Source organism: Kitasatospora setae KM-6054 (genome assembly GCF_000269985.1).
GTDB lineage: Bacteria > Actinomycetota > Actinomycetes > Streptomycetales > Streptomycetaceae > Kitasatospora > Kitasatospora setae.
The window spans coordinates 8504888-8529724 of sequence record NC_016109.1 but is presented as its reverse complement, the minus strand read 5'-3'; the positions used below and the strand labels follow the sequence as shown (position 1 = coordinate 8529724).

Here is a 24837-nt window from a genome sequence, read left to right as displayed (position 1 = left end):
CCCCCGATGGCTGCCGTCTGCCCCTCCTGCGCGCTGGCCGACCGCAGGCTGCCCGTCCCGGCCGCGCTGCGCGGCGTCGTGGCACACTGGTGCGGTCGGCGGGCGGGAGCGCGGGGCCGGGGGCCTCCGCGGCCGCGGTCCTGCTGAGCGGCGTGTTCACGGCGGTCCTGTACGCGGCGAGCCGGGTGGTCCGCCGACCGGCGGCCCGGCGGCGGCTGGCGGCGAGCGGGATGGTCTCGGACGCGCACTGGGCGCTGGCGCGGCAGGTGTGGCAGGCGAGTTGGCTGTACCGGGGCTGCCGGGCGGTGTTCCTCCCGGCGGGGGCGCTGCGGCCGGGGTCGCCGACGTCCCGCGCGCCGTCGTTCGAGCACGTCCGGGCCTGGCTGGCCGGGGCGGAGCCGGCGGAAGGCGGCTCCGCCGGGCGGAAGCCCGCCGCGGGCGCCGGCTGACGGCGGGTCACGGCTGCGACAGGCCCCGGACGGCGGGGCGGTGTCCGCCCGTGGCGGTCGGAGTATCCGCCGGGGCGCGGTTCGGGGGCCAAGGGTTTTCGGTCCCGCGTGGGTGGCCGGCGCCCGCCCGCTCCCCGGACGGGCAGCGGGCGGGCAGCGGGCGGGCGGGTCGTCAGGTGACCGGGGCGTGGACGCGTTCGACCTGCTGGGTGCCGGTGCGGGTGCGGTAGGAGCGGGTCCAGCGGGTGGTGGCGTCGGCCTTGGTGCGGTCGGAGAGGACGTAGTAGTCCATCTGGGCGCGGTCGGCGGTGATGTCGAGGACGCCGTAGCCGTGCGAGTCGAGGTCGGTCCACTTGACGTGCGGGTTGGCGGCCTGGATCGCGGCGGCGGCGGCCAGGGAGAGGGTGCCGGGGGCGACCTTGAGGATGTCGTCGATGTTGTCGCTGGTGACGGAGGTGACGACGAACTCGGTGGCGGCGCTGCCGGAGGCGGGGTAGGTGGCGGCCTCGTGGGGGACGTCGCAGGCCCAGGCGGAGTGGATGTCGCCGGTGAGGAAGACGGTGTTGGTGATGTGGTGGTCCTTGAGGTGGCCGAGCAGTTCGCGCCGGTCGTGGGTGTAGCCGTCCCACTGGTCGACGTTGACGGCGAGGCCCTCGCCGGGCAGGCCGAGCAGTTGGGCGAGCGGGCGCAGCAGGTAGTCGGGGAGGGCCAGGAACGCGACGGGGGAGATCATCACCTCGTTGCCGACCAGCCGCCAGGTGGTGTCGGAGGCGGCGAGTCCGGCCTTCAGCCAGTCGAGTTGGGCCCGGCCGGTGAGGGTGCGGTCGGCGGAGTCGACGGCGCCGTCGCCGATGGCAGCCTGCCGGGAGCGGAAGGAGCGCAGGTCGAGCAGGTGCAGGTCGGCGAGCTTGCCGTAGCGCAGCCGCCGGTAGGTGGTGCCGGCGACGGACGGGCGGACCGGCATCCACTCGAAGTAGGCCTGCTTGGCGGCGGCGACCCGGGCGGCCCAGTCGCCCTCGGTGCCGGGGGTGTGGTTCTCGGCGCCGCCGGACCAGGCGTCGTTGGCGAACTCGTGGTCGTCCCAGATGGCGATGGTGGGGACGGCGGCGTGCAGGGCCTGGAGGTCGGGGTCGGTCTTGTAGCGGCCGTGCCGGGTGCGGTAGTCGGCGAGGGTGAGGATCTCGTGGGCGGGGGCGTGCGGGCGTACGACGGTGCCGCGGGCGGCGTAGGCGCCGCTGGCGTACTCGTAGATGTAGTCGCCGAGGAAGAGGAAGGCGTCGAGGTCGCCGCGGGCGGCGAGGTGGCGGTAGGCGGCGAAGTGGCCGGCCTCCCAGTTGGCGCAGGAGGCGACGCCCAGGCGCAGCCGGTCGGTGGTGGCGTCGGCGGCGGGGGTGGTGCGGGTGCGGCCGACGGGGGAGGTGACGCCGTCGGCGAGGAAGCGGTACCAGTAGGCGGTGTCGGGGCGCAGGCCGCGGACGTCGGCCTTGACGGTGTGGTCGGTGGCGGCGCTGGTGGTGACGGTGCCGGTGGCGGCGAGGGTGGTGAAGTCGCGGTCGGTGGCGAGTTGCCAGCGGACGGGGGTGTCGGGGCCGAGTCCGGAGCCGGGGGCGGCGTCGGCGGTGGGGGTGAGCCGGGTCCACAGCAGGACGCCGTCGGGCAGCGGGTCGCCGGAGGCGACGCCGTGCAGGAAGCGCGGGGTGTCGGCGGCGCCGGCCTGGCCGGCGGCGGTGAGCGGCAGCGCGAGGGCCCCGGCGGTGAGGGCGGCGGCCTGGATGACCCGGCGGCGCGGCGGGCGGGGCGCGGCGGTGCTGGTGGGTGTGGTCACACCTCCCGAGGCTTACCGCTCGGTAATGCGTTGTCCAGGGCGGCTGCTGACTGTTCGTCAAGCCTTCACCCCGGTGACGCGAAGCCCGCCCCGCCCCGTCCGCCCCGCCCCGGCCGCCCCCGGGGCGGGGCGGCCGCTCGCCTCACAGCCGGTCGGCGTCGAGCACCGCCCGGACGAACTCGCCGGGTGCCTCCTGCGGCAGGTTGTGGCCGACGCCGTCGACGGTGCGGTGCAGGTACGGTCCGGCGAACCGGTCGCGGTGGGCGCGGCCGCCGCCGGGGGCGGTGAACGGGTCGAGCGCGGCGTCGAGGGTGACGGTGGGGACGGTGATCACCGGGCGGGTGGCGAGCCGGCGTTCGTCGGCGTCGTAGCGGTGTTCGCCGGGGGCGAGGCCGAGCCGCCAGCGGTAGTTGTGGACCACGATGTCGGGGTAGTCGGGGTTGTCGAAGGCGGCGGCGGTGCGGTCGAACACCTCCTCCTCGAACTTCCAGGTGGGCGAGGCGTTCTGCCAGACCAGCCGGCACAGGTCGCGGCGCAGCCGGCGGTCGACCAGGGCGCGGCGGCCGCGTTCGGTGGTGAAGTAGTACTGGTACCACCAGGCGTGTTCGGCTTCGGCGGCGAGCGGGTCGGCCTGGGCCCGGACGTCGGTGATCAGGTAGCCGCCGACCGAGACCAGGGCCCGGACCCGTTCGGGCCACAGGGCGGCGGCGATCGCGGCGGTGCGGGCGCCCCAGTCGAAGCCGGCCAGCAGGGCCCGGCTGATCCCGAGGGTGTCCAGCAGGGCGATCAGGTCCCGTGCGACGGCGGCCTGTTGGGCGTTGCGCGGGGTGTGCTCGGAGCGGAACCGGGTGAGGCCGTGGCCGCGCAGGTAGGGCACCACGACGCGGTAGCCGCGGGCGGCGAGCAGCGGGGCGACCTCGGCGTAGCTGTGGATGTCGTAGGGCCAGCCGTGCAGGCAGACCACCACCGGCCCGCCGGCCGGGCCGCACTCGGCGTAGCCGACGTTCAACTCCCCGGCGGCGACCCGCTTCAGTGCCCACGGCACGGCCAGTACGTCCGACAGCACCGTCCCGTACGGCGCGCCGTACTGCGCGCCGTACGCCCGCCCGCCGGCGGTGGTCGCGAGCAGGCCGGTGCCGGCCGCGACTCCCGCCAGGTGGAAGGTCCGCCTGTCCATCCGCCCGTCCTCCGTCCGTCCTTGGCGTTGCCGCTGGCCAGCATGCCGGAAAGCGGACGCGGGCCGGGACGGGACGCGCCGGGGGGCGGCGGGCCGGATGGACAGAACGGACCGAACGGCAGAGCGGGGGAACAGGCGAACGGGCCTGCCGTCAGCAGCCGTTGAGGAGGTTGGTGAGCGCGGTCTTCTCGGCGCTGTCCACGGACAGGTTGTAGTAGTACTTCACCTGCACCCAGGCGCGGGCGTAGGTGCAGCGGTAGCCGACAACCGGGGGCAGCCACTCGGCCGGGTCCTTGTCGCCCTTGGCCTGGTTGACGCTGTCGGTGACGGCGATCAGCTGCGGGCGGGTGAGGTCGTTGGCGAAGGCCTGGCGCTGGGCGGTGGTCCAGGCGGAGGCGCCGGAGTCCCAGGCTTCGGCGAGCGGCACCACGTGGTCGATGTCCAGGTCGGAGGCGGCGGTCCAGGTGGCGCCGTCGTACGGGGAGTACCAGCTGCCGGAGGTGGCGGCGCAGGCGGAGTCGGTGACCACGCCGGAGCCGTCGCGCTTGAGCACGGTCTCGCGGGTGTTGCAGGCGCCGGAGATGGTGATCCAGTGCGGGAAGAGGTCGCGGCTGTAGCCGGTGCGGTTCTCGGCCTTGACGGTGAGCTGGCCCAGGTAGCCGCGGGCGGTGGCGGCGGAGACCGGGGTGGGCAGCGCGGCCTGGGCGGTGCCGGTGGTGGCGGTGAGGACGCCGGCGGCGAGGACGGCGGTGGTCGCGGTGGCGGCGAGGCGGCGGAGGAAACGATTCGGCACGGGAGGCTCCTGGGTTCGGCGAACGGGCCTGGCACGGTGGTCGGGCGCAGTCGGTCGGGCCGGGCGTGGGCGGGCACGGGCGGTGCGCCGGAGTGCTCCCGGCGGGGGGCTCGGCCGTGCTGCCGGGTCAGATTGGCAGCCGGCTGTCTATGCGGGTAGATACCGAGCCGTGAAGATTGCATTACCGTCATATGGCGATACCGGCGCGCGATGTGAACGTTCGCCACCGCACCGAACCCGCCCGGCCGTCCGCCCGGTCACCAACTACCGCCCGGAACAACGGAACTGACGGAAGATCAGCGAGCCGTAACGATCGTCGGCCGCCCCTTGACCGGCCCGCCCCGGTGATCTACTTTCGTGCCTCGCCACCGGCCGTCGCGCCGGACCGACCACGACCGGGAGGACGAGGGTGCCCACGGCTCTGTACAGCCGCCGCCACATCGACCTGCTCATGGTCTCCAGCTCCCTCTGTAGCTGAACAGGACGGGCCCCGACGGGCCCACGCGACCGCACCGCCCGCGCCCGGCCCGACCGCGCCGGCCCGCGTCCGCACCCCGCCCGCGCCGGACCCCCGAACCACCGGAACCGCCGGAACACCCCCGGCCCACCGGCCCGTTCGGCCGCCGCGCGCGCCGCCGACGCCCGCCCGCGCACCGCCCGCGCACCGCCTGCCGGCACCCCGCCCGCGCGCACCGCCGCACCGCCGCACCTGTGAGACCCGGAGACCAGCCATGCCCAACCGCCTTTCCCCCTTCGCCAGTTCGCCGCACCCCGGCGGCCCCGTCAGCGGAACCGCCCACGGATCCGTCAGCGGAACCGCCGCCCGGGCGGGCGCCCCCGTCCGCCGCCGCACCGCGCTCGCGCTGAGCGCCGCCGTGCTGGTCGCGGGCGCCGCCTGCACCAGCGCCAAGTCCGGTGGGAGCAACGGTGGTTCCGGCGACGGCGCCGCCTCCGCCGTGCTGACCGTCGGCACCACCGACAAGGTGGTCAGCCTCGACCCGGCGGGCGCCTGGGACGCCGGCTCCGGCACCATCGCCGGCGAGGTCTACTCGCCGCTGCTGAGCGCCCCGAACGGCACCTCGGACGTCGCCCCCGACCTGGCCTCCGGCGTCAAGCTGACCGCGCCGACCCAGTACACCGTCACCCTCAAGCCCGGCCTGAAGTTCGCCAACGGCCACGAACTGACCTCGTCCGACGTCAAGTTCAGCTTCGACCGGCAGCTGAAGATCGCCGACAAGAACGGCCCGTCCCCGCTGCTGGCCAACCTCGCCTCGGTCGCCGCGCCGGATCCGACGACCGTGGTGTTCACCCTCAAGTCGGCCAACGACAGCCTCTTCCCGCAGGTGCTGTCCACCGGCGCGGGCCTGGTCCTGGACGAGGAGGTCTTCCCCGCCGACAAGGTCCTCGACGACGACGCGATCGTCAAGGCCCGCCCGTGGAGCGGCCCGTACGGCATCACCAGCTACGGCAAGAACTCACTCGTCGCGTTCGAGGCGAACACCGCGTACCAGGGGCAGTTGGGCAAGCCGAAGACCCCGAAGGTCCGGCTGAAGTACTACACCGACCCGAACAACCTGAAGCTGGACGTCCAGCAGGGCGGCATCGACGTCGTCTACCGCACCCTGGCCACCGCCGACCTCCAGGACCTCGCCACCAAGAAGGGCGTGACCGTCCACACCGGCTCCGGCAACGGCATCCGCTACCTGGTCTTCGACTTCAAGTCGCAGCCCTACGGCAGCGGCACCCCGCAGGCCGACCCGGCGAAGGCGCTGGCCGTCCGGCAGGCCGTCGCGCACGCGGTGGACCGCAAGCAGCTCGCCTCCCAGGTCTACAAGAACACCCTGGAGCCGCTCTACACCTCGGTGCCGGACGGCATCACCGGCGCCACCCCGTCGTACCGCAAGCTGTACGGCGACAAGAACGGCGGCCCGAGCAAGGACGCGGCGGCCGCCGTGCTCGCCGCCGCCGGGGTCACCACCCCGGTCACCCTCAAGCTGCAGTACAACACCGACCACTACGGCTCCTCCTCGGCCGACGAGTACGCCCTGCTGAAGACCCAGCTGGAGGCGACCGGCCTGTTCAAGGTCGACCTGCAGTCCACCGAGTGGTCGCAGTACGGCAAGGACCGGGTCGCCGGCCTCTACCCGGTCTACCAACTCGGCTGGTACGCCGACTACCTGGACGCCGACAACTACGTGGGCAGCTTCTTCGCGCACGAGAGCTGGGTGAACAACGGCTACGACGACCCGGCCGTGCAGGCGCTGATCAAGCAGGAGGCCACCGAGACCGACCCGGCCGCCCGGGCCAAGCAGATCGAGCGGATCCAGGACGCCACCGCCGCCCAGATCCCGCTGCTGCCGCTGCTGCAGGGCTCCACCGCGATCGTCACCCGCTCCGAGGTGAAGGGCGTGCCGGAGCGGCTGACCAGCGCCTACCGGCTCCGCTGGGCCGAGCTCGACAAGGGCTGAGCCCCGCGCGGGCCCTCCCCGCCCAGGGCTGAGCCCCCTCCCCTCCCGACACCTCCGAAAGAAACTGCCATGACGCTCGCTCAGCCCCTGGGCGGACGCGCGGCGGAGGACGACGGCAACGACCCCGAGCGCGGCCGGCCCCGGCGGGCCGCGCTCCGGGGGCGGCTGCCGCTGCCGCGTTCACCGCTGGTCCGCTACCTGGCGGTCCGCCTGCTGCTCGTCCTGCCGACCGTCCTGCTGCTGCTCACCGCCGTGTTCTTCCTGATGCGGGCCACCGGCGACCCGATCACCACCGCCTTCGCCGACCGGCTCACCCCGGCCCAGTTGCAGGAGAAGCTGCACGCGGCCGGCTACGACCGGCCGCTGCTCACCCAGTACTTCGACTACCTGCGGCAGACCGCCACCGGCGACTTCGGCCGCACCGCCACCGACAACCGGGCGGTCTCCGAGGTGCTCCGCACCTACGGCGCCGCCACCCTCGAACTCGCCTGCTGGGCCCTGCTGGTGGCCGTCGCCGTGGGCGTCCCGCTGGGCGCCCTGGCGGCCCGCTTCCGCGACCGCGCCCCGGACGCGGTGCTGCGGCTGGCCGCCGTGCTGGCCTACGCCACCCCGGTGTTCTTCGTCGGCCTGCTGCTCAAGCTGGTGCTCGCGGTCGGCCTGGGCTGGCTGCCGGTCTCCGGCCGCGCCTCGATCGACGTCGAGCTGCGCCTCCAGGACCTCTCCGACCCGACCGGCCTCTACCTGCTGGACGCGGTGCGCAGCGGCGACGGCCCGGCCGTCGCCGACGTGCTGCGGCACGCCGTGCTGCCCGCGCTGGCGCTGGGCCTGCTGCTGGCGGGCGTGCTGCTGCGGCTGGTCCGCACCCACCTGATCTCCACCCTGGAGGCCGAGTACGTCGAGGCGGCCCGCTCGCGCGGGGTCGGCGGGCTGCGGCTGGTCACCCGGCACGCCGCCCGGCCCGCGCTGATCCCGGTGGTGACGGTGCTCGGCCTCCAGGTGGCCGGGCTGCTGGGCGGCGCGGTGCTGACCGAGACCACCTTCGAGTGGAAGGGCCTGGGCTACGAGCTGGCGCACTACCTGACGGCCCGTGACTTCGCCGCCGTCCAGGGCATCGTGGCGCTGTTCGCCGTGGTGGTCGCGGTGGTCAACTTCCTGGTGGACGCGCTCGCCGCGCTGATCGACCCCCGGGTGAGGTACTGATGCGCACCGCCCTGACCACCCGACTCGTCCCGAAGCGGCTGCGCGGCAGCGTCGGCCTGCAGCGCGCGATGCTGCTGGCCGGCGTCGCGCTGACCGCCCTGCTGCTGCTCGCCGCCCTCGCCGCGCCCTGGCTCGCGCCCTGGGGGCACGCCCAACTCCAGGACGGCGGAGCCCTGTTCGGCTCGCAGCGGCCGCCCGGCGCGGGGCACCCGCTGGGCACCACGGTGGGCGGCTACGACGTGCTGGCCCGCACCCTGTGGGCGACCCGTACGGCGGTGGCGGTGATCGGGCTGTCGCTGCTGATCTCCGTGCTGCCCGGCACCCTGCTCGGCCTGGCCTCCGGCTACCTGGGCGGCTGGCCGGACCGGCTGCTGGTCGGGGTCGCCGACGCGCTGTACTCGTTCCCCTCGCTGCTGCTGGCGATCGTGCTGTCGATCGTGATCAGCGGAGGGCAGTCCAGCCTGGGCGGCGGGCTGACGGCGGCGGCCTGCTCGGTGGCGATGGTCTTCGTGCCGCAGTACTTCCGGGTGGTGCGCGCCGAGGTGCTGCGGGTCAAGGCCGAGCCGTTCGTCGAGGCGGCCCGGGTGATCGGCACCGGCCACCTGCGGATCATGTTCCGGCACGTGCTGCGCAACTCGGTGCGCGGCCTGCCGCTGATCCTCACCCTGAACGCCGCCGAGTCGGTGCTGACGCTGGCCGGCCTCGGCTTCCTCGGCTTCGGCATCGAGCCGAACGCGGCCGCCGAATGGGGCTACGACCTGAACCGCTCCGTCCCGGACGTGACCTCGGGCATCTGGTGGACGGCGCTCGCCCCGGGCAGCGCGATGGTGCTCACCGTGCTCGGCGTGACGCTGCTGGGCGAGAGCCTGAACGACCTCGCCGACCCGCGCCTGCGCCGCCGCCGGGCCCCCGCCGCGACCATCGAGGTGCCCGCTGAGAAGCCCGCGACCACCGGGACGCCCGCCGAGGCGCCCGCGGAAACACCCGCCGAGGAGGAGCCGACCCATGCCCGATGAGAGCCGCTCCCCCGCCGCCGAGCTGCTGCGGATCGAGGACCTGCACGTCTCGTTCGCCACCGACGCCGGCCCGGCCCCGGCCGTCCGGGGCGTCAGCCTGTCGGTGGCGGCCGGGGAGGCGCTGGCCCTGGTCGGCGAGAGCGGCAGCGGCAAGACCGTGACCGCGCGCAGCGTGCTCGGCCTGCTGCCCGGTTCGGCGGCGGCCGGCGGCCGGGTGCTGCTGCGGCACGGCGACGCCGGCCTGGTGGACGTGCTGGGCGCGGACCGCCGGACGCTGCGGGAGCTGCGCGGCACGGCGGCGGCGATGGTCTTCCAGGAGCCGTCCACCGCGCTCAACCCGGTCTTCCCGATCGGCTGGCAGCTCACCGAGGGCCTGCGCGCCCACGGCTGGGGCACCCGCGCCTCCCGCCGGGCCCGCGCGATCGAGCTGCTCGACCAGGTCGGCATCCCCGAACCGGACCGGCGCGCCGCCTCCTACCCGCACCAGCTGTCGGGCGGGCAGCAGCAGCGCGCGGTGATCGCGATGGCGCTCGCGCTGGGCGCCCGGCTGCTGGTCGCGGACGAGCCGACCACCTCGCTGGACGTCACCGTGCAGGCCGGGATCCTCGACCTGCTGCGCCGCCTGCGGGACGAGTCGGACACCGCGCTGCTGCTGATCACCCACAACATGGGCGTGGTCGCCGACCTGGCCGACCGGGTCGCGGTGATGCGGGCCGGCCTGATCGTCGAACAGGCCCCGGTGCGCGAGCTGTTCGCCGCGCCGCAGCACCCGTACACCCGGCAACTCCTGGCCGCCGTACCGGACTTCGGCGCCGCCCCGGCCAGGCCCGAACCGCCCGCCGCGACACCTGCCGACCCGTCCGCCGCGACACCTGCCGACCCGTCCGCCGCGACACCTGCCGACCCGTCCGCCGCGACACCTGCCGACCCGTCCGCCGAGGCGCCCGCCGGCCCGCCGGTGGTCGCCGCCCGGGGCCTGACCGTCGACTACCCGGGGCGGCTGGGGCGCCGGCCGTTCCGGGCGGTGGACGGGGTCGACCTGGAGATCCGCGCGGGCGAGGTGCTGGGGCTGGTCGGGGGCAGCGGCAGCGGCAAGACCACCATCGGCCGCGCCCTGGCCGGACTGACCGGCGTCACCGGCGGCAGCCTCCGCGTCCTCGGCGAGGAACTGGGCGGAGCCGCCCGGCGCCGCCGCCCGCGACAGGGCGGACGGCTCGGCTTCGTCTTCCAGGACCCGGCCACCAGCTTCGACCCCCGGCTGACCATCGGCGCCTGCGTCGCCGAACCGCTCCGGGTGCACCGGCCCGAGCTGGACGGCCCGGCCGTCGCCGCCCGGGTCCGCGAGCTGCTGGCGCAGGTCCGGCTGCCCGACGGCACCGCCGACCGGCACCCGCACGAACTCAGCGGCGGCCAGCGCCAACGCGCCTCGCTGGCCCGCGCGCTGGCCCTCGATCCGGAACTGGTGATCGCGGACGAACCCACCTCGGCGCTGGACGTCTCGGTGCAGGCCCGGGTGCTGGAGCTGTTCACCCGGCTGCAGCGCGAACTCGGCTTCGCCGCGCTCTTCGTCAGCCACGACCTGGCCGTGGTCGAACGGGTCGCCGACCGGGTCACCGTCCTGCACCAGGGCCGGGTGGTCGAGACCGGCCCCACCGCCCGCGTCCTCGGCGACCCGCGGCACGCCTACACCCGGCAGCTGATCGCCGCCCTGCCGGTCCCCGACCCGGACCGGCAGGCCGAGCGCCGCGCCGCCCTCCTCTCCCGACGACAGACCGGAGCCACCCCCGCATGACCGGACACACCGCCCGCGCCGGACACACCGCCCGCGCCGAACACGCCGACGCCGACGCCACCGTCCGGGAGGCGCTGCTCCGCACCCCGGTGTTCGACGGCCACAACGACCTGCCGGTCGCCCTGCGGGCCCGGGCCGGCGGCTCGGTGGAGGGCCTGGACGGGCCCCGGCCCGAGCTGCACACCGACCTGCCCCGGCTGCGCGTGGGCGGGGTCGGCGCGCAGTTCTGGTCCGTCTACGTGCCGTCCGACCTGCCCGAGCCGGTCGCCGCGGTGGCCACCCTGGAGCAGCTCGACCTGGCGCACCGGCTGATCGCCCGCTACCCGGAGCGGCTGCGGGCGGCGGCCACCGCCGAGCAGGTGGAGGCGGCGGTCGCGGACGGCCGGATCGCCTCGCTGCTCGGCGTCGAGGGCGGGCACTCGCTGGCGTCCTCGCTGGGCGTGCTGCGCGCCTACGCCCGCCTGGGCGTGCGCTACCTGACGCTGACCCACAACCACCACACCCCGTGGGCGGACTCCGCGACCGACCCGGACTCCCCCGGCGTCGGCGGGCTGTCGGCGGCGGGCCTGGCCGTGGTCGCCGAGCTGAACCGGATCGGCGTGCTGGTCGACCTCTCGCACACCGCCGAGTCCACCCAGCGGGCCGCGCTGGCGGCCTCCACCGCCCCGGTGATCTTCAGCCACTCGTCCTGCCGGGCGGTCGACGAGCACCCGCGCAACGTCTCGGACGAGGTGCTGGCGCTGCTGGCCGGCAACGGCGGCGTCGTGCAGCTGACCTTCGTCCCGGACTTCGTCTCCGCCGACGTGGTCGCCTGGCGCGCCGAGCTGGCCGCCGAACGGGAGCGGCTCGGCCTGCCCGAGCCGCGCTGGGCGTGGCCGCGCCACCCGGCCCCCGGCGAGAGCCCGGCCGCCGCGGCCGCCGAGTACGCCGCCGCGTTCGCGGCCGGCCCGGGCGCGCCCCCGCCGCCGGAGCTGCGCCGCTGGCTGGACGCCCACCCGCGCCCGGAGGCCACCGCCGCCCGGGTCGCCGACCACGTCGAGCACGCCCGCGAGGTGGCCGGCCTCGACCACATCGGCCTGGGCGGCGACTACGACGGCGTCGACCGGCAGCCCGTCGACCTGCCGGACGTGGCCGGGTACCCGGTGCTGCTGCGGGAGTTGGCCGTCCGCGGCTGGTCCACCGCCGAGCTGGAGGCGCTGACCGGCCGCAACGTGCTGCGGGTGCTGCGCGCGGCCGAGGACCGCGCCGAGGAGCCGCTCTGGCCGCGCGCCTGAACCGGCCCCCGCGTCCGGCCCCCGCGCCCGTTCGCCGCCCGACCGGGGCGCACCGGCGGCTACGGCTGCCGGTACGTCCCGGTCAGGACGGCGAACTCCCACTCCTCCAGCCGCTCCGCCAGCACCTGCCGGTCGGCGGCCTGCCGCGTCACCAGCTCCGCGAGCGCCGCCACCAGCGGCCGGCAGGCGCCGAGGCCGTGCCGCTGGACGAACTCGTCCAGCAGTTCGGCCTCCGCCCCGCCGTCCCCGGCCCTGACCAGTGCGATGGCCGTCAGCACCACCGAGTCGGCGAACGCGTGCGGCCCGTGTCCCGTCTCCATCGCCCCACCATCGCCCGCCGCCCGCCGCACCCTCCAGCCCCGCCCCTCCCCCCGGGTGAACCCCCGCCGCTTCGCCCCGCCCGGGCCGCGCCCGCGTGCTACGGCGCGGCCGCGGGGCCGTGGCTCGGGGCCGTGGCTCGGGGCGGCCGGGACGGCCGGGACGGCCCGGTCAGGAGCGGGGGGCGTCGATCTCGGCCCAGACGATCTTGCCGGCGGGGTGGAGCGTGCTGCCCCACCGGTCGGAGAGCGTCCGCACGATGTGGAGGCCGTGGCCGCCGGGTGTGCTGGGCTGGTGCGGTTCGCGCGGTACGGGGGCGGTCCGGGAGGCGTCGCTGACCTCCACCCGCAGGCGGGTGCCGGTGGCGTGGAGGACGAGGTCCTGGAGGCCGCCGGCGTGCAGCACGGCGTTGGCGACGAGTTCGGCGACCAGCAGGACGACGTCGTCGGCGCCGGGCCACGACCAGTCGTCCAGGGCGCCGCGGGTGAACTCCCGCGCGCGGGCGACCGGCCTGGGCCGCCCGTCCAGGGCCAGGCGCCGTCGCTGGCCGCCCGGCGGCAGCGTCAGCACGGTGCCGCGCAGGCTGTCGTCGAGGGTCTGGCGGGCTGTGGTCATTCGGTCGGCCCTTCGAGTTGACGGTCGTTGCCGCTTCGCCTGCCCGCTGCACTCCGGCTGATTCGGCTGGTTCGACTGGTTCGGCTGGACCGGGTGCGGCGGCAGGGCACGGGAGGGCACGGAGATCATGGTCACGGCAGCTCGGCGATCGCGGCGGGGACGGTGGGGCGGACGTCGAAGACGGCTGCGGCGCCGGTGATCTCCAGCAGCCGCTCCACGGGGTGCGACACCGCCGCCAGCCGCAGCACGGCGCCGGCGGCGAGGGCGTCCGCGCGGGCCGTGAGCAGCATGTTCAGCCCCGAGGAGTCGCAGAACGCCACCTGGGCCAGGTCGACGACGACGAGCCGGTTCCCGCCGCGGAGCACCTCGGCGAGGGCCTTCCTGGCGGGCGCCAGCGATTCGATGTCCAGGTCTCCGGCGATCCGGCAGACGACGGTGCCGTCACCGCCGGACCGCACCTCGACGTCGGCACCGTCCTCGAGCGCGACGGCGCCCGCCTGGACGGACGTGCCGTGGTCGTGCAATTGCATTCTCACATCCCTCTCACCGTGCGGGCGGCGTCCGGCGGGCGGGCGCCGGACGCTGATCACCCTGCTCCATGGGCTCGATCCGCCTCCCGCCGCCTCAAGCCGCCTCGAGGCCCTGGCGCAGCTTCGCGAGCGTGCGGGAGAGGAGGCGGGAGACGTGCATCTGGGACAGTCCGAGGCGTTCGCCGATCTGGGACTGCGTCAGTTCCTCGGTGAAGCGCATCGACAGGATCAGCCGGTCGCGCTCCGGCAGGGCGGCGATCAGGGGCTGGAGCGAGACCAGGTCCTCGACCATGCCCAGCCGCTCGTCGGTGCCGCCGATCTTGGCGGCGAGTGCGCCCGGGCCGTCGTCGTCGGGCCCGGCCGGCAGGTCGAGGGAGTCGGTGCTGTGCGCGTTCGCGGCCTGCAGCCCCTCGATGACCTCCTCCTGCGTGATCCCCAGGTGCTCGGACAGCTCGGCCACCGTCGGCGCCCGGTCGAGGGCCTGGGACAGGGCGTCCTGGGCCTTGACCAGGGCCAGGCGCAGCTCCTGGAGGCGGCGGGGCACGTGGACGGCCCAGGTGGTGTCGCGGAAGTGCCGGCGCAGCTCCCCGAGGATGGTGGGGATGGCGAAGGTGGTGAACTCCAGGCCGCGCTCGGTCTCGAAGCGGTCGATGGCCTTGATCAGCCCGACCGCGCCGACCTGCATCAGGTCCTCGGTGCTCTCGCGGTGCGAGCCGAAGCGGCGAAGGGCGAAGCGGACCAGGGAGAGGTTGAGCTCCACCAGGGAGGCCCGTACGTAGGAGTACTCCCGGGTGCCCTCCTCGAGGCCGGCCAGGCGCGCCAGCAGCACCCGGGTCAGGTCGCGGGCGTCGGTCGGCGCGACCTCCGTCAGGTCGCCGAGCTCCGCCAGCTCCGGTGCGAACTCCCGGGAGCCGCGCGGCGGTGCGGTGCGCACGTGGTCGTTCACCGGGTGGGGCGCTGCCATCAGGAGCTGGTTGCTCGTCACGGTCGGTTCCTTCCTAGAACGGCAGGGTGCGCCCCCGTCTACCCCCTCGTGACGCATCCATGCGCACCGATTCGCGCGAAGTACCCGGGCGGCCCCGGCGTACGGGGTGGCGGGCCGGCCGGGAGGCCACCGGGACGGTCGGGCGGCGGGATGAGACGGGACAAGCCCGGGCCCCGCGTCCGAGGACGCGGGGCCCGGGCAGCCCGGTGCGGCGGGTCAGTGGGCGGTGCCGCCGTAGTAGCCGCCGACCTGGTCGCGGTAGGCCGGGTCTTCGGCGTGCTTGTCCTTGTCGTACTCGGGCGAGTTCTTGACCTCGTCCTGGGTGCGGTTGACCCACACGGTCTTCTCCGCGTCGTCGACCCGGATGATGGTGCCGGCCGGCAGCAGCACCTCGCGGCCGAAGATCCACGGGCCGGTGTCGACCACGACGTAGCCCGCGCCGACGTCGACGGTGTGCTTGTCGACCTTGCCGATGTGCCCGTCCGTCGCCTCCACCCGGTACCCCGTCAGGTCGGACCCCGCGGCGTAGCCCTCGGCACCCTCGTAGCCCCACATCGCCTCAGTCATCTGCTGTCTCCTCGCGTCGAGCTTTTCGTTCCCCGTACGGCAAGCCGCCTGCCCCGGTATCGCGCGGCCATGCCTCCGAACACCGCGGAGAATGGAAAATCCCCGGGAGGGCGTCGCGGGATTCCCGCTTTCGCGGCACTCCTGTTCACGGGACTCCTGGCCGGGACGGGCTCCGCCCCTCTCTCTGTTCCTTTGTTCCGCTCCTCACGCCTTTGCGCCGTGTTCCCGGCCGGGAGCACGGCGCAAAGGCCGGCCCCCGTGTCGGGGGGCCGGCCTTGCGGGTACGCGGATCGTTCAGGCGCGGCTGTGCCGGTTCCCGGTGACGAGGCGGTAGACCACCAGCAGGATGAGCGAACCGACGATGGCCGCGATCCAGGTGGAGAGGTCGAAGAACCCGTCGATGGAGTCGACACCGAAGATGACCTTGCCGAGCCAGCCCCCGAGCAGACCGCCCGCGATGCCGATGAGCATCGTGACGATGATGCCGCCGGGGTCCTTGCCCGGCATCAGGGCCTTGGCGATGGCGCCGGCGATCAGACCGATCAGGATCCAGGCGAGAATGCCCATCTGCTTCTCCTGCTTCTGCGAGTACGAGTGCGAGCGTTGTCGTCGACGACATCCGTCTGCACCGGTAGGAAAAAATTAAACGCCCGACTTTCCTGATCTCCGTTCAGGACCCGGTCGGGCCCCGGGAGAGAAGGCGGCCGCGCAGGCCCGGGTGATCCGCCGGAAAGCGAAAGAGACTGCCGGCGCGCATCTTCGCTCCGGCAGCGAGAAGAAGGATCCCGTCACGGGAATCCGACCAGGAGGACCGGCTCGATCAGACGGAGGATGACTCATGGCCGCCGACCGCAGCACCGCCAAGCCCACGCCCTCCTCCGACCTCCCCGGCCGCACCGGGCCGAGCGCGCCGGCAACGCCGCCGCCCCCGGCGGCCGCGGCCGCCGACCGGGGCGCGGACTGGCGCGGGCGCGCCGCGTGCACCCGAGAGGACCCGGAACTGTTCTTCCCCGTCGGCAACTCCGGTGCCGCCCTGCGCCAGACCGAGCGCGCCAAGGCCGTCTGCCGCGGCTGCCCCGTCACCAGGCAGTGCCTGCGGTGGGCGCTGGAGAACAAGCAGGACACCGGAGTCTGGGGCGCCACCGGCGAGGAGGAGCGTCGCGCCATGATCCGCCGCGCCGCCCGCCAGCGCACCCGCCACACCAACTGACCCCCCGGGGGCGCCGGAAGGGGAGGTCCGGCGCCGCTCCGCGAACCTCCCGCCGGCGGGTGCCCGTGCGGGTGCGGGCGGGACGACGGGGGTCAGCTCCTTGCGGTCGGGGGGACGGGAAGGGGTGGGCTGGTGTGCGGCTCCAGGAACGGCGAGGTCTGCCCGGGCAGGAGCGGCGGGGGCGCGGCGGCAGGCAGGGCCTGGTCGACGGCGGGTTCGGAGAAGGTCAGCGCCAGCGGGCGGTGATCGGGGTTCATGGAGACAGTCTGACCTGCCGTCATCAGTTCAAGCACCGTCTTTTCGCGCGGCCGGGATTCGCCCGCCTCGGACCCGGACCGGGCGGGAGGACGGCGGCCCGGCCGCTCCCCGGGGCCGGTTCACCGGGCCCGGTTCACCGCGGTGTGCCGTGCGGCGGGCCCTGGACGGGGTGGGGGACGGCGGCGGCCTGGGCGACCCGCAGGGCGAGCAGGGCGGTGTCGTCGCTGGACCAGCCGCCGTGCCGGGCTTCCAGGAGGGCGCGGAGGTGGGCGATGGTGGCGGCGGCGTCGAGGCCGTGCGTGTCGGCCAGGGCGTGGATGAGGTCGGCCTCACCGAAGACCGCGCCCGCCTGGTCGGGCCGGGTGCCGGGGCGGGGGCGGGCCTCGATGGCGCCGTCGGTGTAGAGCAGCAGCAGTTCGCCCGGGGCGAGGTCGAAGGGCACGTCGGTGAGGGACACCTCGGGGATGATGCCGAGCATGGTGCCCAGTGCGCCGAGCCGCTCCACGGTTCCGTCGGCACGGCGCACCAGGGCGGGCGGGTGTCCGCCGAGGGCGATGGTGCCGCTGGCGCCGTGTCCGGTGAGGTGGAAGGCGGCGTAGGCGCAGGTCAGGTAGCGCGGGGAGCCCTGGGCGAGCAGCGCGGTGTGCAGGCGCCCCAGCAGTCCGGCGGGCGAGCCGGTGTCGGCCGCGTCGGCGCGGACGGTGTAGCGGGCCATGGAGCTGACCTGGGCGGCCTGCACGCCCTTGCCGCACACGTCGCCCATCACGACCGCCCAGTTGTCGCCGTGGGTGCGGAACAGGTCGTAGAAGTCTCCGCCGACCTCGATGTCGGTGCGCTCGCGCCGGGACGCGGGCAGGTAGGAGGCGGCGGCCTCCACGCCGGGGACGGTGCGCAGGGCGGCGGGCAGCAGGCCGGCCTGGAGGGTGCGGGCGAGGTCGGCCGAGCGCCGGTGGGCGTGCCGGGAGGAGGCGAGGGCCTGGCGCAGGTGGATCTCGGAGGAGACCGAGCGCGCCAGGGTGGCGAGGGTGGCGAGGTCGCTGTCCGACCAGGCGCGCGGGTCGGTGTCGATCACGCACAGCGTGCCCAGCACGTGGCCGTCCGGGCCGAGCAGCGGCTGCCCGGCCCAGGCGCCGATCGCCATCGGGCCGGTGGCGGGGTGGTGGGCGGTGCGCGGGTCGGTGGCGGCGTCGTCGACGACGAAGGGCTCGCCGGCCGCGCCGACCAGGAAGGAGCAGTAGCTCTGCCCGATCGGCCCCTGCCGGGTGGCGGAGTCATCGAGGTCGACGCCGACGCTCGCCTTCCAGAACGAGCGCTCGGCGTCGACCAGGGTCACGAACGCCCGGCCCGCCCCGGTGATGCGCGCGGCCAGCGAGACGAGGTCGTCGAAGGCTTCTTCCGGGCCGGTGTCCATCAACCCGGTCGCCGCGACCGCCCGCAACCGCGCCGGGTCCGACAGCGCCGCCGGCAGCCCGTCCGCCCGTGTCCCGCCCGGGTACTCCACCACCGCCACCTCCTGCCGTCCCTGAAAGCCCCTCTCCCCCAAGCGAACCACACCTTCCCGCCCCCTCGACGCGCGGGAGCTCCCCAGCGGATCCGAGCACGGGGCTTCGTCGCGGCGGACGCCGGACACGCCCGAGCGGGCCCGCGGTCGTGCGCGGGCCCGCTCGGGGGGGGACTCGGGGGAACTCGGGGGAGGGTGCGTCCCGGGCGGGGACTACCAGCGGTACCAGCGGCCGCGGCCGCCGGTCGCGTTGGTGCCGCGGGCGGCGAAGCCCACCAGCCAGACCACCAGCACGACGACCGCCACCCACCACAGGGCCTTGAGCGCGAACCCGGCGCCGAACAGCAGCAGGGCCAGCAGCAGAACGAGAAGAAGGGGAACCATGAGAACCTCCAGGCAGTCTGTGTCGGACCGCCGCATGCCCCTGATCCGACCGAGTATTCACCCGCGTCGGAGCCGCCCGACGGGGCAGCCGCCTCCACTCGCCCCGGTGGGGCACCGCGGGCGAGGAGCGCGACGAGGAGGAAGCGACGAGCCCGGGCGACCAGCTCAAGGGCGCCGCCGAGGAGAACGCGTTCAAGGACCGGGCGCCGCCGAGCCGCTCACCGCACCCGGCGGCCACTGCGGCTTCCGCCGCAGCGCTGAACGCCACCTCCGTCGCCGGGCAGGTCTTCGCCGCACGCGGGCCGCTGCCGGTGGCCGGCGCCTGACCGGCAGCAGGCACGGTGGCCGCTCCTTCCCGCGCCGGTCGCGCGCCCGGTGTCGGTTCCTGGTCCGGGACGGCCGGAAGACGAGAGGCATGAAGGCGCGATCCCCGGGCATGCGTGTCGTGCGGCGGACGAGGGCCCGGCCGACTCCCCCCTGAGGCCGGGCCCCCCGCCGCACCCGGCTGTCTCGCCCTGAAGCCGGGCTCGCACCGGCCGGAGGGCGCTGACCGAGCCGTCGGGCGCCTGCTGCGGCACGTCGCGGTGGGCGGTGCGGGCGGCGCGACGAGGGATTTCGATGCGCTTTCGATGCGGAGGGCTCCCGTCCGGATCCGGCGGAATAGGGCCCGCGCGCCAGGGCAGCCGATGCCGTGACACGGTCATGCGACCGGCGACCGACCCGTAGGAGAGCGACCCGCGAGGCCACCACCATGTCCGACACCCGACAGACCGTCATTCGAGCCGTCCCCGCCCGGCCGGCCCCCTCACCTCCGCTCCCGGGCACCGACCGCCCGGGCACCCCGCAGGCGCGCGGACAGGACACCGGAGTGGAGGCGCCGCCCGTCATGAGCGCGGCCCAGGCCCGCCGCAGCGTGCGGCAGAGCCTGCGCGAGGCCGGCTCCTGCACGGCCGACACCGAGGCGAACGCCCTGCTGGTGGCCAGCGAACTGGTCACCAACGCCAACCGCCACGGCGGCGGCGCCACCGCCTTCACCGCACGCGTCGACACCGCCGCCCCGGCCGCGGCCCCGGTGCTGCGGATCACCGTCGAAGACGCCGACAGCGCTCTGCCGCACACCACCCCGCACGCCCTGCGCGAGCGGGCGCGCCCGAGCGGACGCGGCTGGGCCCTGGTCCTCCTGCTGACCGACGCCCGCACCGTCACCCCGCTGCCCGGGGGCGGCAAGCGGATCACCGTCACCGTCCGCCTGCCCTGACCAGCCGAGCCGCCGTCCACCGCCGTCCGACGCGGGCCGCGGCCCGGCGACCAGCGCCGGACGGCGACACCTCCCGCCCCCGGTGACCGACGGCGGCGGGGTCCGCGGGCCAGGGCAGCTCGCCCCGGGCGACGGCGGGTCCCCGGCTCGGGGCACCAGGGCCCGCCGGATATCCCGTTGACCGGGGTCCGCGCGGCCGCCGATGATCCGGGGCATGGAACAGCACCTGCTGAACGTGGTGGACGTCGAGGCCACCTGCTGGGAGGGGCAGCCGCCGCCCGGGCAGGTCAGCGAGATCATCGAGATCGGGCTGACGGTGGTCGACCTGGCCTCGCTGGCGCGGGTCGGCCGGCACCGGGTGCTGGTGCGGCCGCGGCGCTCGTCGGTGAGCGGGTTCTGCACCGAGCTGACCGGCCTGACGGCGCGCGAGGTGGCCGGCGGGCTGCCGTTCGACGAGGCGTGCCGGCTGCTGGCGGCCGAGCACCGGGCGGGTGAGCGGCCGTGGGCGAGCTGGGGCGACTACGACCGGCTGCAGTTCACCCGGCAGTGCCGGGCGGCGGGCACCGCCTACCCGTTCGGCCGTCGGCACACCAACGCCAAGGCGGTGTTCACCGAGGCCCGCGGCCTGCCGAAGCGGCCCGGCATGGCGCGGGCCCTCGAACTGGCCGGCCTGCCGCTGGAGGGCCGCCACCACAGCGGCGCGGACGACGCGTGGAACATCGCGGCCCTGGTGCTGACCCTGGCCCGGTCGGGCAACTGGCCCTGCGAGCAAACCCGTTGACGCCCCCTCCGGACTGTCGGCACCGGCGCCTAACATGATCACATGAGTTCTTCGCTGAGTGTCTTCCTGGTCGACCCGGCCCGCCTGAACGCCCTCGTCGGCGCCGCCGACCCGCACCTGCTGCGGGAGCTGGAGGAACGCCTCGCGAGCAGGCTGGAGTCCTCCGACCGCTGGTTCTCGTCCGAGATCGAGAACGGCGCGCCCACCGCCGCCGAGGCGCTGCGCGCGCTGGTCGACGGCGGCCCGTACTCGGCGGACCGGGAGCACGCCTTCCGCTACGGCTACGCGTACGAGCAGCTGTGCTCGGTGGCCGGCTGGCGGCTCGACAACAGCAGCTTCTCGCCGTTCCGCGGCTCCTGGCTGGACGAGGTCGACCAGGGCCTGAAGGCCCTGGGCGTCAGCGCCGTCTCGGTGTCGGACTTCTTCTACGGCTCCGCCCTGCCCGCCGGGGTCCCCACCCCCGAGACGTACCCGTGCTGCGACGAGTGGTCGCACGCCGCCTGCGTCACCGCCCTGGAGCAGTTCGAGCAGGGCCGACGGGACGGCCTCGCCCCTGACCTGGACCGCGAGGTCGCCGAAGCCGCCTCCCAGGTGGTCTCCTGGCTGCGCCGGGCCGTCCGGACGCCCGACCTGGTCGTCATCGGCTTCTTCTACTGACCGGCGGCCGGACGCCGGACCGGCCGGGGCCCGGAGGAGTCGTCCTCCGGGCCCCGGCCGTTCGGGTGCCTCCGGTTCACCGCGCCTGACCGGTGATGCCCGGGCGCGGCGCCGGGCCGCCGAGCGGGCGCGCCGCCGGGGTCCGGGCCGTCTCGGGGTGGCGGTGCCGCCAGTACGGGTTGTCGAGCGGGAGCTTGGAGCTGACCCGGCCGTACATCCCGAACGTGGCGATGACCAGCCCCATGGCGAAGCTGAACACGACGTTGGGGATCCGGAAGGCCAGCAGGTTGGCCCCCGAGTCGAGCAGGGCCAGGTTGACGAACCCGCTCAGGACGAAGAGGGTGCCCACCACGATGTTGATCGTGGACGCGGTGTTGCCGCCGATCACCGCCCCGACGATCAGCACCGCGGCGGTGGCGATGGAGACCAGGCTGAGCAGGCCGTTGCTGGTCAGCCCGGCGACCTGTTCGCCGCTGGTGCTGAAGAACGCCAGGCCGTCCGCCAGGCCCAGGCAGCCGAACACCAGCAGCGCCACGCCGCACAGTCCGGCGCCGATCCGGTAGACGTTGGCGAGCCGGTGGTCGACGGGAAGCTCGTCTCGGAAGTCCATCACAGCACTCCGTTCCTTTTCCTGGGGGGTCGTCCCCGTGGACTGACTGTCGGCGGAGGTCCCGCCGGGGGTCCCGGGCGTCGCCGCGCTCAGCCGGCTTCGGCTCCGGTCGCGCGCCGGTCGAACCAGGCGCCGCGCTGGTCGCCCGCCTCGCCGGCGGCCCTGCCCTCGTAGTGGGCGAGGGCGAGTCCGAGACCGAAGAAGGTCGGTGCCCACTCGCCGACGAAGATGCCCCAGCGGTCGGCGCGCTCGACGCCCGCCTGCTCGGCCTTCATCGACACCATCCAGCTCAGGAGGGAGAGTCCGACCGAGCCGAGCGCGGCCGCGTAGGCGTGCTCGCTGGTGACACCGGCTTCGTGAAGCTTGCGAACGATCATCATGCTGACCACTCCTCGTTCCGTGGGGATCCCCCGCCACCCACCGTGCACACGTTTCCCCCTCGGCCGGGAGTCGCATCGATTGCGCACCGATGGGCCGGGCCGACGGCCGCGGCATCGGGGGGGCCGGGGCCGCAGCCGAGGTCGCGGCCGGGCGGCGTGCCCGCCCGCGGGCCTCACCGGGAGCCGAGCGCCGTCCGGTTCGGCCCCGCCGCCCCGCCCGGGCCGAACCGGACGGGCACCCCGGGCGAGAACAGCACGCTCGCGGGCGGGCCGGTGACCTCGACGCCGGCCGCGCGCAGCAGGGTCTCGTCGAGGTGCTCCACCTCGGCCTGGTGCAGCGGCCACGGCGGGTGCTCGACCGGCAGGTAGACGGTGCGGCCGGCGGTGCGGGTGTGCAGCCCCCAGCGGGCGGTCAGGAATCCGGCGAGCGGGCCCGGCCGTTCCAGGCGCGGGCCGACCCGGGCGCGCAGCACGCACCGGGCGCCGCTCCCGGCTCCGCGCACCCGGGTGGCGAGGTGCAGCACGTCGCCGTCCGCCGTCCAGCGGGTCCGCGACCAGCGGTAGGGAAGGCCGAGGGCCGTGCGTGCGACCAGTACGGCGGGCAGCCGCGGGCAGTCGAGCGAACGGAACACCACTCCGCGCCGGCCGCGCCCGTCCACCGAGTAGAGCCGGACGTTCACCTCCGGGAACGTCCCGAAGTACGGGACGGGCGTGCGGCCGGGTCCCAGCCGCTCCATGGAGAACGCGACGAGCCCGACCCAGGTGGTGGCGTTGCGGACGTCGGGGAAGGTGCCGGGCGGCAGCAGGGGGGCGACCGCGTCGGGGTGGACGGGCCAGTGCAGGAAGAGCACGTCGCGCCAGTCCTGGGACAGCAGCGCCGGGCGCACCGTCCGCGGGGCGAGGTCGGTCACCGGCTCGGGCCGCACGGGTCCTCCTTCCGCCCGGGCGGTTCGGCGCGGCCCACCAGCCCCGCCGCCCCCGCCACCCCCGCCGCCGACGGAGCGCGCGCGGCGGTGGCCGGGCGGGCGGCGGTGGCCGAGGTGTCCCGGTCGTCGACGGCCCGTTGGAGCAGGTCGAGGGCGGATTCGAGCGTGCGCGGGCAGGCGAGTCCGGTCGGGTGCTCGTGGCGGTTCCACCCCGGCCCGGCGATGACGACCAGGGGGTCGAGGCGCGCCCCGGCGGCGCCCCAGGAGGCGCGGCCGACCTCGCGCGCGAGGTGCGGGTCGGCGGTGGCGCGGTGCTGGGCCCACAGCAGGACCGCCGAGGGGCCGAGCCGGGCGAGCGCGTCGAGGAGCGCCCGCCCGGGCACGGCGGCGCCGAGCATCCGGTACGGCAGGCCGCGCACCGCCATCGCGGCCGCCACGGCCTCCAGCGGGAGCGTGTGCTGCTCGCCCGGCATGGCCGCGAGCAGGACCGGCGGCGCCTCCCGGAACCGCACCGGGGCGACGGCGGCGGTGCGCAGCGCGGCGGCGACGTGCCAGGAGAGCAGGTGCTCGACCTCGACGTACTGCTCGCCGTCGGCGGCCCACTTGCGGCCGGCCGCGCGCAGGGCGGGCATCATCACCTCGTTCCACGCCCGGACGGGGCCGAGCCCGTCCACGGCGGCGCGCAGGATCTCGGCCACCTCCGGGCCGTCGAGCCTGACCGCGGCGCGGGCGAGGCCGCGGCACTCGGGGCGGACGGTGCCGAGCGGCATGGCGCGGCTGCCGCCCGGGCGGGCGGCGGTGGCCGGTGCGGGGGCGGGGCTGGGCGGGACGGGGTCGGCGCCGGGGGCGGGCTCGACCGGGGGCGGGCCGTCCTCGGGGCCGCGGCGCGTGCCGGGCGCGGCGGCGCGGACGGCCTTCGCCGCCTCGGCCGGCGGGATGCCGCGGGCGGTCAGCCGGCACATCTCGTCCAGCAGGGAGACGTCCTCGGGTGACCAGCGCCGGTGCCGGCCGGGGCCGCGGTGGGAGGGGCCGATGCCGTAGCGGCGCTCCCAGGAGCGGATCGTGGTGGGTGACACGCCCAGTCGGCGGGCGACCGTCCCGGTCGGTACGCCGACGGGGGTGTCGGCCTGGTCGGTTGCGTCGCTCATGGCGGGGCTCCTCGGGGGGCGGGTCGGGTCGTCCTTCGGCTCGGTGCGGTCCTCCCGCTCAGCCGTCGTGCAGGGCGCCGCGCAGGCGCAGCAGGCCGTCCCGCATCCGGGACTTGACCGTGCCCAGCGGCAGCCCGAGGGCGGCGGCTATCTGGCTCTGCGAGTGGCCGCCGTAGTAGGCGAGCACCAGCGCTTCGCGCTGGGCCGGGCTCAGGCCGGACAGGGCGCGGCGGACCCGGGCGGACTCCATGGTCCGCTCGACCGTCTCGGCGACGGGCTCCGGGACCGTCCGGTCCTCCCGGAACACGCGCTGCTCGCGCTCGTGGGACGCGCGGACCGACCTGACCCGGTCCACGGCGCGCCGGTGGGCGATCGTGCAGGCCCAGGCGGCGACCGGGCCCCGCTCGGGCCGGTAGGACGGCGCCGAGCGCCAGACCTCCAGGAGGGCTTCCTGGGCGACTTCCTCGGCCTGGGCGGGATTCCCGAGCACCCGCAGCGCCATGCCGTGGACGATCGGCGCGAGTTCCTCGTAGAGGCCGGCGTACGCCTCCCGGTCGCCCCGGGCCGTCCGCTCCATCAGGGCGCGCAGCCGCTCGGCGCGCGGGGAGCGGGCGTCTCCGGGCAGGGGTCGCGGGAAGGCGGGGGAGGAGGTGGTTCGCATGGGTCGAAACTGCCGCCGATCGCTGCGGCCTTCCACTCGCAGTGTTCGTGCAGC

At 75.5% G+C, this 24837-nt stretch carries 26 protein-coding genes and 1 pseudogene; 10 read left to right on the top strand and 17 right to left on the bottom strand.

Annotated elements, in window-relative coordinates; genetic code table 11:
• The first annotated feature begins 152 nt into the window (after positions 1 to 152).
• Positions 153 to 449 (top strand): hypothetical protein, encoded by a 297-nt coding sequence (locus KSE_RS36920; protein ID WP_014140510.1) that lies wholly within the window; start codon positions 153 to 155, stop codon positions 447 to 449.
• Positions 450 to 621: 172 nt separating this feature from the next.
• Here the strand turns inward: KSE_RS36920 and KSE_RS36915 are convergent, their stop codons facing one another.
• The 3 genes from KSE_RS36915 to KSE_RS36905 all read right to left on the bottom strand — a co-directional run bounded on the left by KSE_RS36915 (position 622) and on the right by KSE_RS36905 (position 4244).
• Entirely contained in the window at positions 622 to 2274 is a 1653-nt protein-coding gene (locus tag KSE_RS36915) for an alkaline phosphatase D family protein (protein ID WP_014140509.1), read from the bottom strand.
• Positions 2275 to 2416: 142 nt separating this feature from the next.
• Positions 2417 to 3451 carry an alpha/beta fold hydrolase gene (locus tag KSE_RS36910; RefSeq protein WP_014140508.1) on the bottom strand — a complete coding sequence of 345 codons (1035 nt, stop codon included), beginning with the start codon at positions 3449 to 3451 and terminating at the stop codon, positions 2417 to 2419.
• A 151-nt stretch (positions 3452 to 3602) separates the two neighbouring features.
• Positions 3603 to 4244, bottom strand: a complete 642-nt coding sequence (locus KSE_RS36905) for an HNH endonuclease family protein (protein WP_014140507.1) — start codon at positions 4242 to 4244, stop codon at positions 3603 to 3605.
• Positions 4245 to 4975: 731 nt separating this feature from the next.
• Between KSE_RS36905 and KSE_RS36900 the strand changes: the two genes are divergently transcribed.
• The 5 genes from KSE_RS36900 to KSE_RS36880 all read left to right on the top strand — a co-directional run bounded on the left by KSE_RS36900 (position 4976) and on the right by KSE_RS36880 (position 11994).
• Complete coding sequence (locus KSE_RS36900) at positions 4976 to 6712, top strand: ABC transporter substrate-binding protein (RefSeq protein WP_014140506.1); 1737 nt, start codon at positions 4976 to 4978, stop codon at positions 6710 to 6712.
• A 69-nt stretch (positions 6713 to 6781) separates the two neighbouring features.
• Entirely contained in the window at positions 6782 to 7912 is a 1131-nt protein-coding gene (locus KSE_RS36895; protein ID WP_014140505.1) for an ABC transporter permease, read from the top strand.
• Complete coding sequence (locus tag KSE_RS36890) at positions 7912 to 8928, top strand: ABC transporter permease (protein WP_014140504.1); 1017 nt, start codon at positions 7912 to 7914, stop codon at positions 8926 to 8928. Before KSE_RS36895 ends, KSE_RS36890 begins: the two co-directional genes overlap by 1 nt.
• On the top strand, positions 8918 to 10720 hold the full coding sequence (locus KSE_RS36885; protein ID WP_014140503.1) for a dipeptide ABC transporter ATP-binding protein: 1803 nt from the start codon (positions 8918 to 8920) through the stop codon (positions 10718 to 10720). Before KSE_RS36890 ends, KSE_RS36885 begins: the two co-directional genes overlap by 11 nt.
• Positions 10717 to 11994, top strand: a complete 1278-nt coding sequence (locus KSE_RS36880; protein WP_014140502.1) for a dipeptidase — start codon at positions 10717 to 10719, stop codon at positions 11992 to 11994. Before KSE_RS36885 ends, KSE_RS36880 begins: the two co-directional genes overlap by 4 nt.
• Positions 11995 to 12053: 59 nt before the next feature.
• Here KSE_RS36880 and KSE_RS36875 read toward each other — a convergent pair whose 3' ends face one another.
• From KSE_RS36875 to KSE_RS36850, 6 genes are all read right to left on the bottom strand, one after another.
• Complete coding sequence (locus tag KSE_RS36875) at positions 12054 to 12314, bottom strand: hypothetical protein (protein ID WP_033259988.1); 261 nt, start codon at positions 12312 to 12314, stop codon at positions 12054 to 12056.
• A 169-nt stretch (positions 12315 to 12483) separates the two neighbouring features.
• Positions 12484 to 12927 carry an ATP-binding protein gene (locus KSE_RS36870; RefSeq protein WP_014140500.1) on the bottom strand — a complete coding sequence of 148 codons (444 nt, stop codon included), beginning with the start codon at positions 12925 to 12927 and terminating at the stop codon, positions 12484 to 12486.
• Positions 12928 to 13058: 131 nt separating this feature from the next.
• On the bottom strand, positions 13059 to 13457 hold the full coding sequence (locus KSE_RS36865) for an STAS domain-containing protein (RefSeq protein WP_033259990.1): 399 nt from the start codon (positions 13455 to 13457) through the stop codon (positions 13059 to 13061).
• A 94-nt stretch (positions 13458 to 13551) separates the two neighbouring features.
• Positions 13552 to 14421 (bottom strand): SigB/SigF/SigG family RNA polymerase sigma factor, encoded by an 870-nt coding sequence (locus tag KSE_RS36860; protein ID WP_237419553.1) that lies wholly within the window; start codon positions 14419 to 14421, stop codon positions 13552 to 13554.
• A 237-nt stretch (positions 14422 to 14658) separates the two neighbouring features.
• Positions 14659 to 15009 carry a PRC-barrel domain-containing protein gene (locus KSE_RS36855; RefSeq protein WP_014140497.1) on the bottom strand — a complete coding sequence of 117 codons (351 nt, stop codon included), beginning with the start codon at positions 15007 to 15009 and terminating at the stop codon, positions 14659 to 14661.
• Between the two features lie 294 nt (positions 15010 to 15303).
• Complete coding sequence (locus KSE_RS36850; RefSeq protein ID WP_014140496.1) at positions 15304 to 15576, bottom strand: GlsB/YeaQ/YmgE family stress response membrane protein; 273 nt, start codon at positions 15574 to 15576, stop codon at positions 15304 to 15306.
• A gap of 391 nt (positions 15577 to 15967) precedes the next feature.
• Between KSE_RS36850 and KSE_RS45415 the strand changes: the two are divergent.
• Positions 15968 to 16219: pseudogene (locus KSE_RS45415) on the top strand (WhiB family transcriptional regulator); the annotation flags it as partial.
• A gap of 92 nt (positions 16220 to 16311) precedes the next feature.
• Here the strand turns inward: KSE_RS45415 and KSE_RS43195 are convergent.
• The 3 genes from KSE_RS43195 to KSE_RS36835 all read right to left on the bottom strand — a co-directional run bounded on the left by KSE_RS43195 (position 16312) and on the right by KSE_RS36835 (position 18362).
• Positions 16312 to 16476, bottom strand: a complete 165-nt coding sequence (locus KSE_RS43195; RefSeq protein ID WP_157850098.1) for a hypothetical protein — start codon at positions 16474 to 16476, stop codon at positions 16312 to 16314.
• A gap of 134 nt (positions 16477 to 16610) precedes the next feature.
• On the bottom strand, positions 16611 to 17981 hold the full coding sequence (locus KSE_RS36840; RefSeq protein ID WP_231873285.1) for a PP2C family protein-serine/threonine phosphatase: 1371 nt from the start codon (positions 17979 to 17981) through the stop codon (positions 16611 to 16613).
• A gap of 210 nt (positions 17982 to 18191) precedes the next feature.
• Entirely contained in the window at positions 18192 to 18362 is a 171-nt protein-coding gene (locus KSE_RS36835; RefSeq protein WP_014140492.1) for a hypothetical protein, read from the bottom strand.
• An 886-nt stretch (positions 18363 to 19248) separates the two neighbouring features.
• Between KSE_RS36835 and KSE_RS36830 the strand changes: the two genes are divergently transcribed.
• From KSE_RS36830 to KSE_RS36820, 3 genes are all read left to right on the top strand, one after another.
• Entirely contained in the window at positions 19249 to 19620 is a 372-nt protein-coding gene (locus tag KSE_RS36830) for an ATP-binding protein (protein WP_014140491.1), read from the top strand.
• Between the two features lie 214 nt (positions 19621 to 19834).
• Positions 19835 to 20401, top strand: a complete 567-nt coding sequence (locus KSE_RS36825; protein ID WP_033260002.1) for a 3'-5' exonuclease — start codon at positions 19835 to 19837, stop codon at positions 20399 to 20401.
• Between the two features lie 42 nt (positions 20402 to 20443).
• The gene (locus KSE_RS36820) at positions 20444 to 21058 is read left to right on the top strand and encodes a DUF7691 family protein (protein WP_014140489.1); all 615 of its coding nucleotides are present in this window, start codon (positions 20444 to 20446) and stop codon (positions 21056 to 21058) included.
• A gap of 76 nt (positions 21059 to 21134) precedes the next feature.
• Here KSE_RS36820 and KSE_RS36815 read toward each other — a convergent pair whose 3' ends face one another.
• From KSE_RS36815 to KSE_RS36795, 5 genes are all read right to left on the bottom strand, one after another.
• Positions 21135 to 21668, bottom strand: a complete 534-nt coding sequence (locus KSE_RS36815) for a DUF4383 domain-containing protein (RefSeq protein ID WP_014140488.1) — start codon at positions 21666 to 21668, stop codon at positions 21135 to 21137.
• A gap of 89 nt (positions 21669 to 21757) precedes the next feature.
• Entirely contained in the window at positions 21758 to 22045 is a 288-nt protein-coding gene (locus KSE_RS36810; protein ID WP_231873471.1) for a hypothetical protein, read from the bottom strand.
• A gap of 176 nt (positions 22046 to 22221) precedes the next feature.
• Positions 22222 to 22974, bottom strand: coding sequence for a YqjF family protein (locus KSE_RS36805; protein WP_014140486.1), 753 nt, complete (start codon positions 22972 to 22974; stop codon positions 22222 to 22224).
• Positions 22956 to 24122 (bottom strand): MerR family transcriptional regulator, encoded by a 1167-nt coding sequence (locus KSE_RS36800; RefSeq protein ID WP_014140485.1) that lies wholly within the window; start codon positions 24120 to 24122, stop codon positions 22956 to 22958. The genes KSE_RS36805 and KSE_RS36800 overlap by 19 nt, the downstream gene beginning before the upstream one ends.
• Positions 24123 to 24180: 58 nt before the next feature.
• On the bottom strand, positions 24181 to 24783 hold the full coding sequence (locus tag KSE_RS36795) for a sigma-70 family RNA polymerase sigma factor (RefSeq protein WP_014140484.1): 603 nt from the start codon (positions 24781 to 24783) through the stop codon (positions 24181 to 24183).
• Positions 24784 to 24837 lie beyond the last annotated feature (54 nt).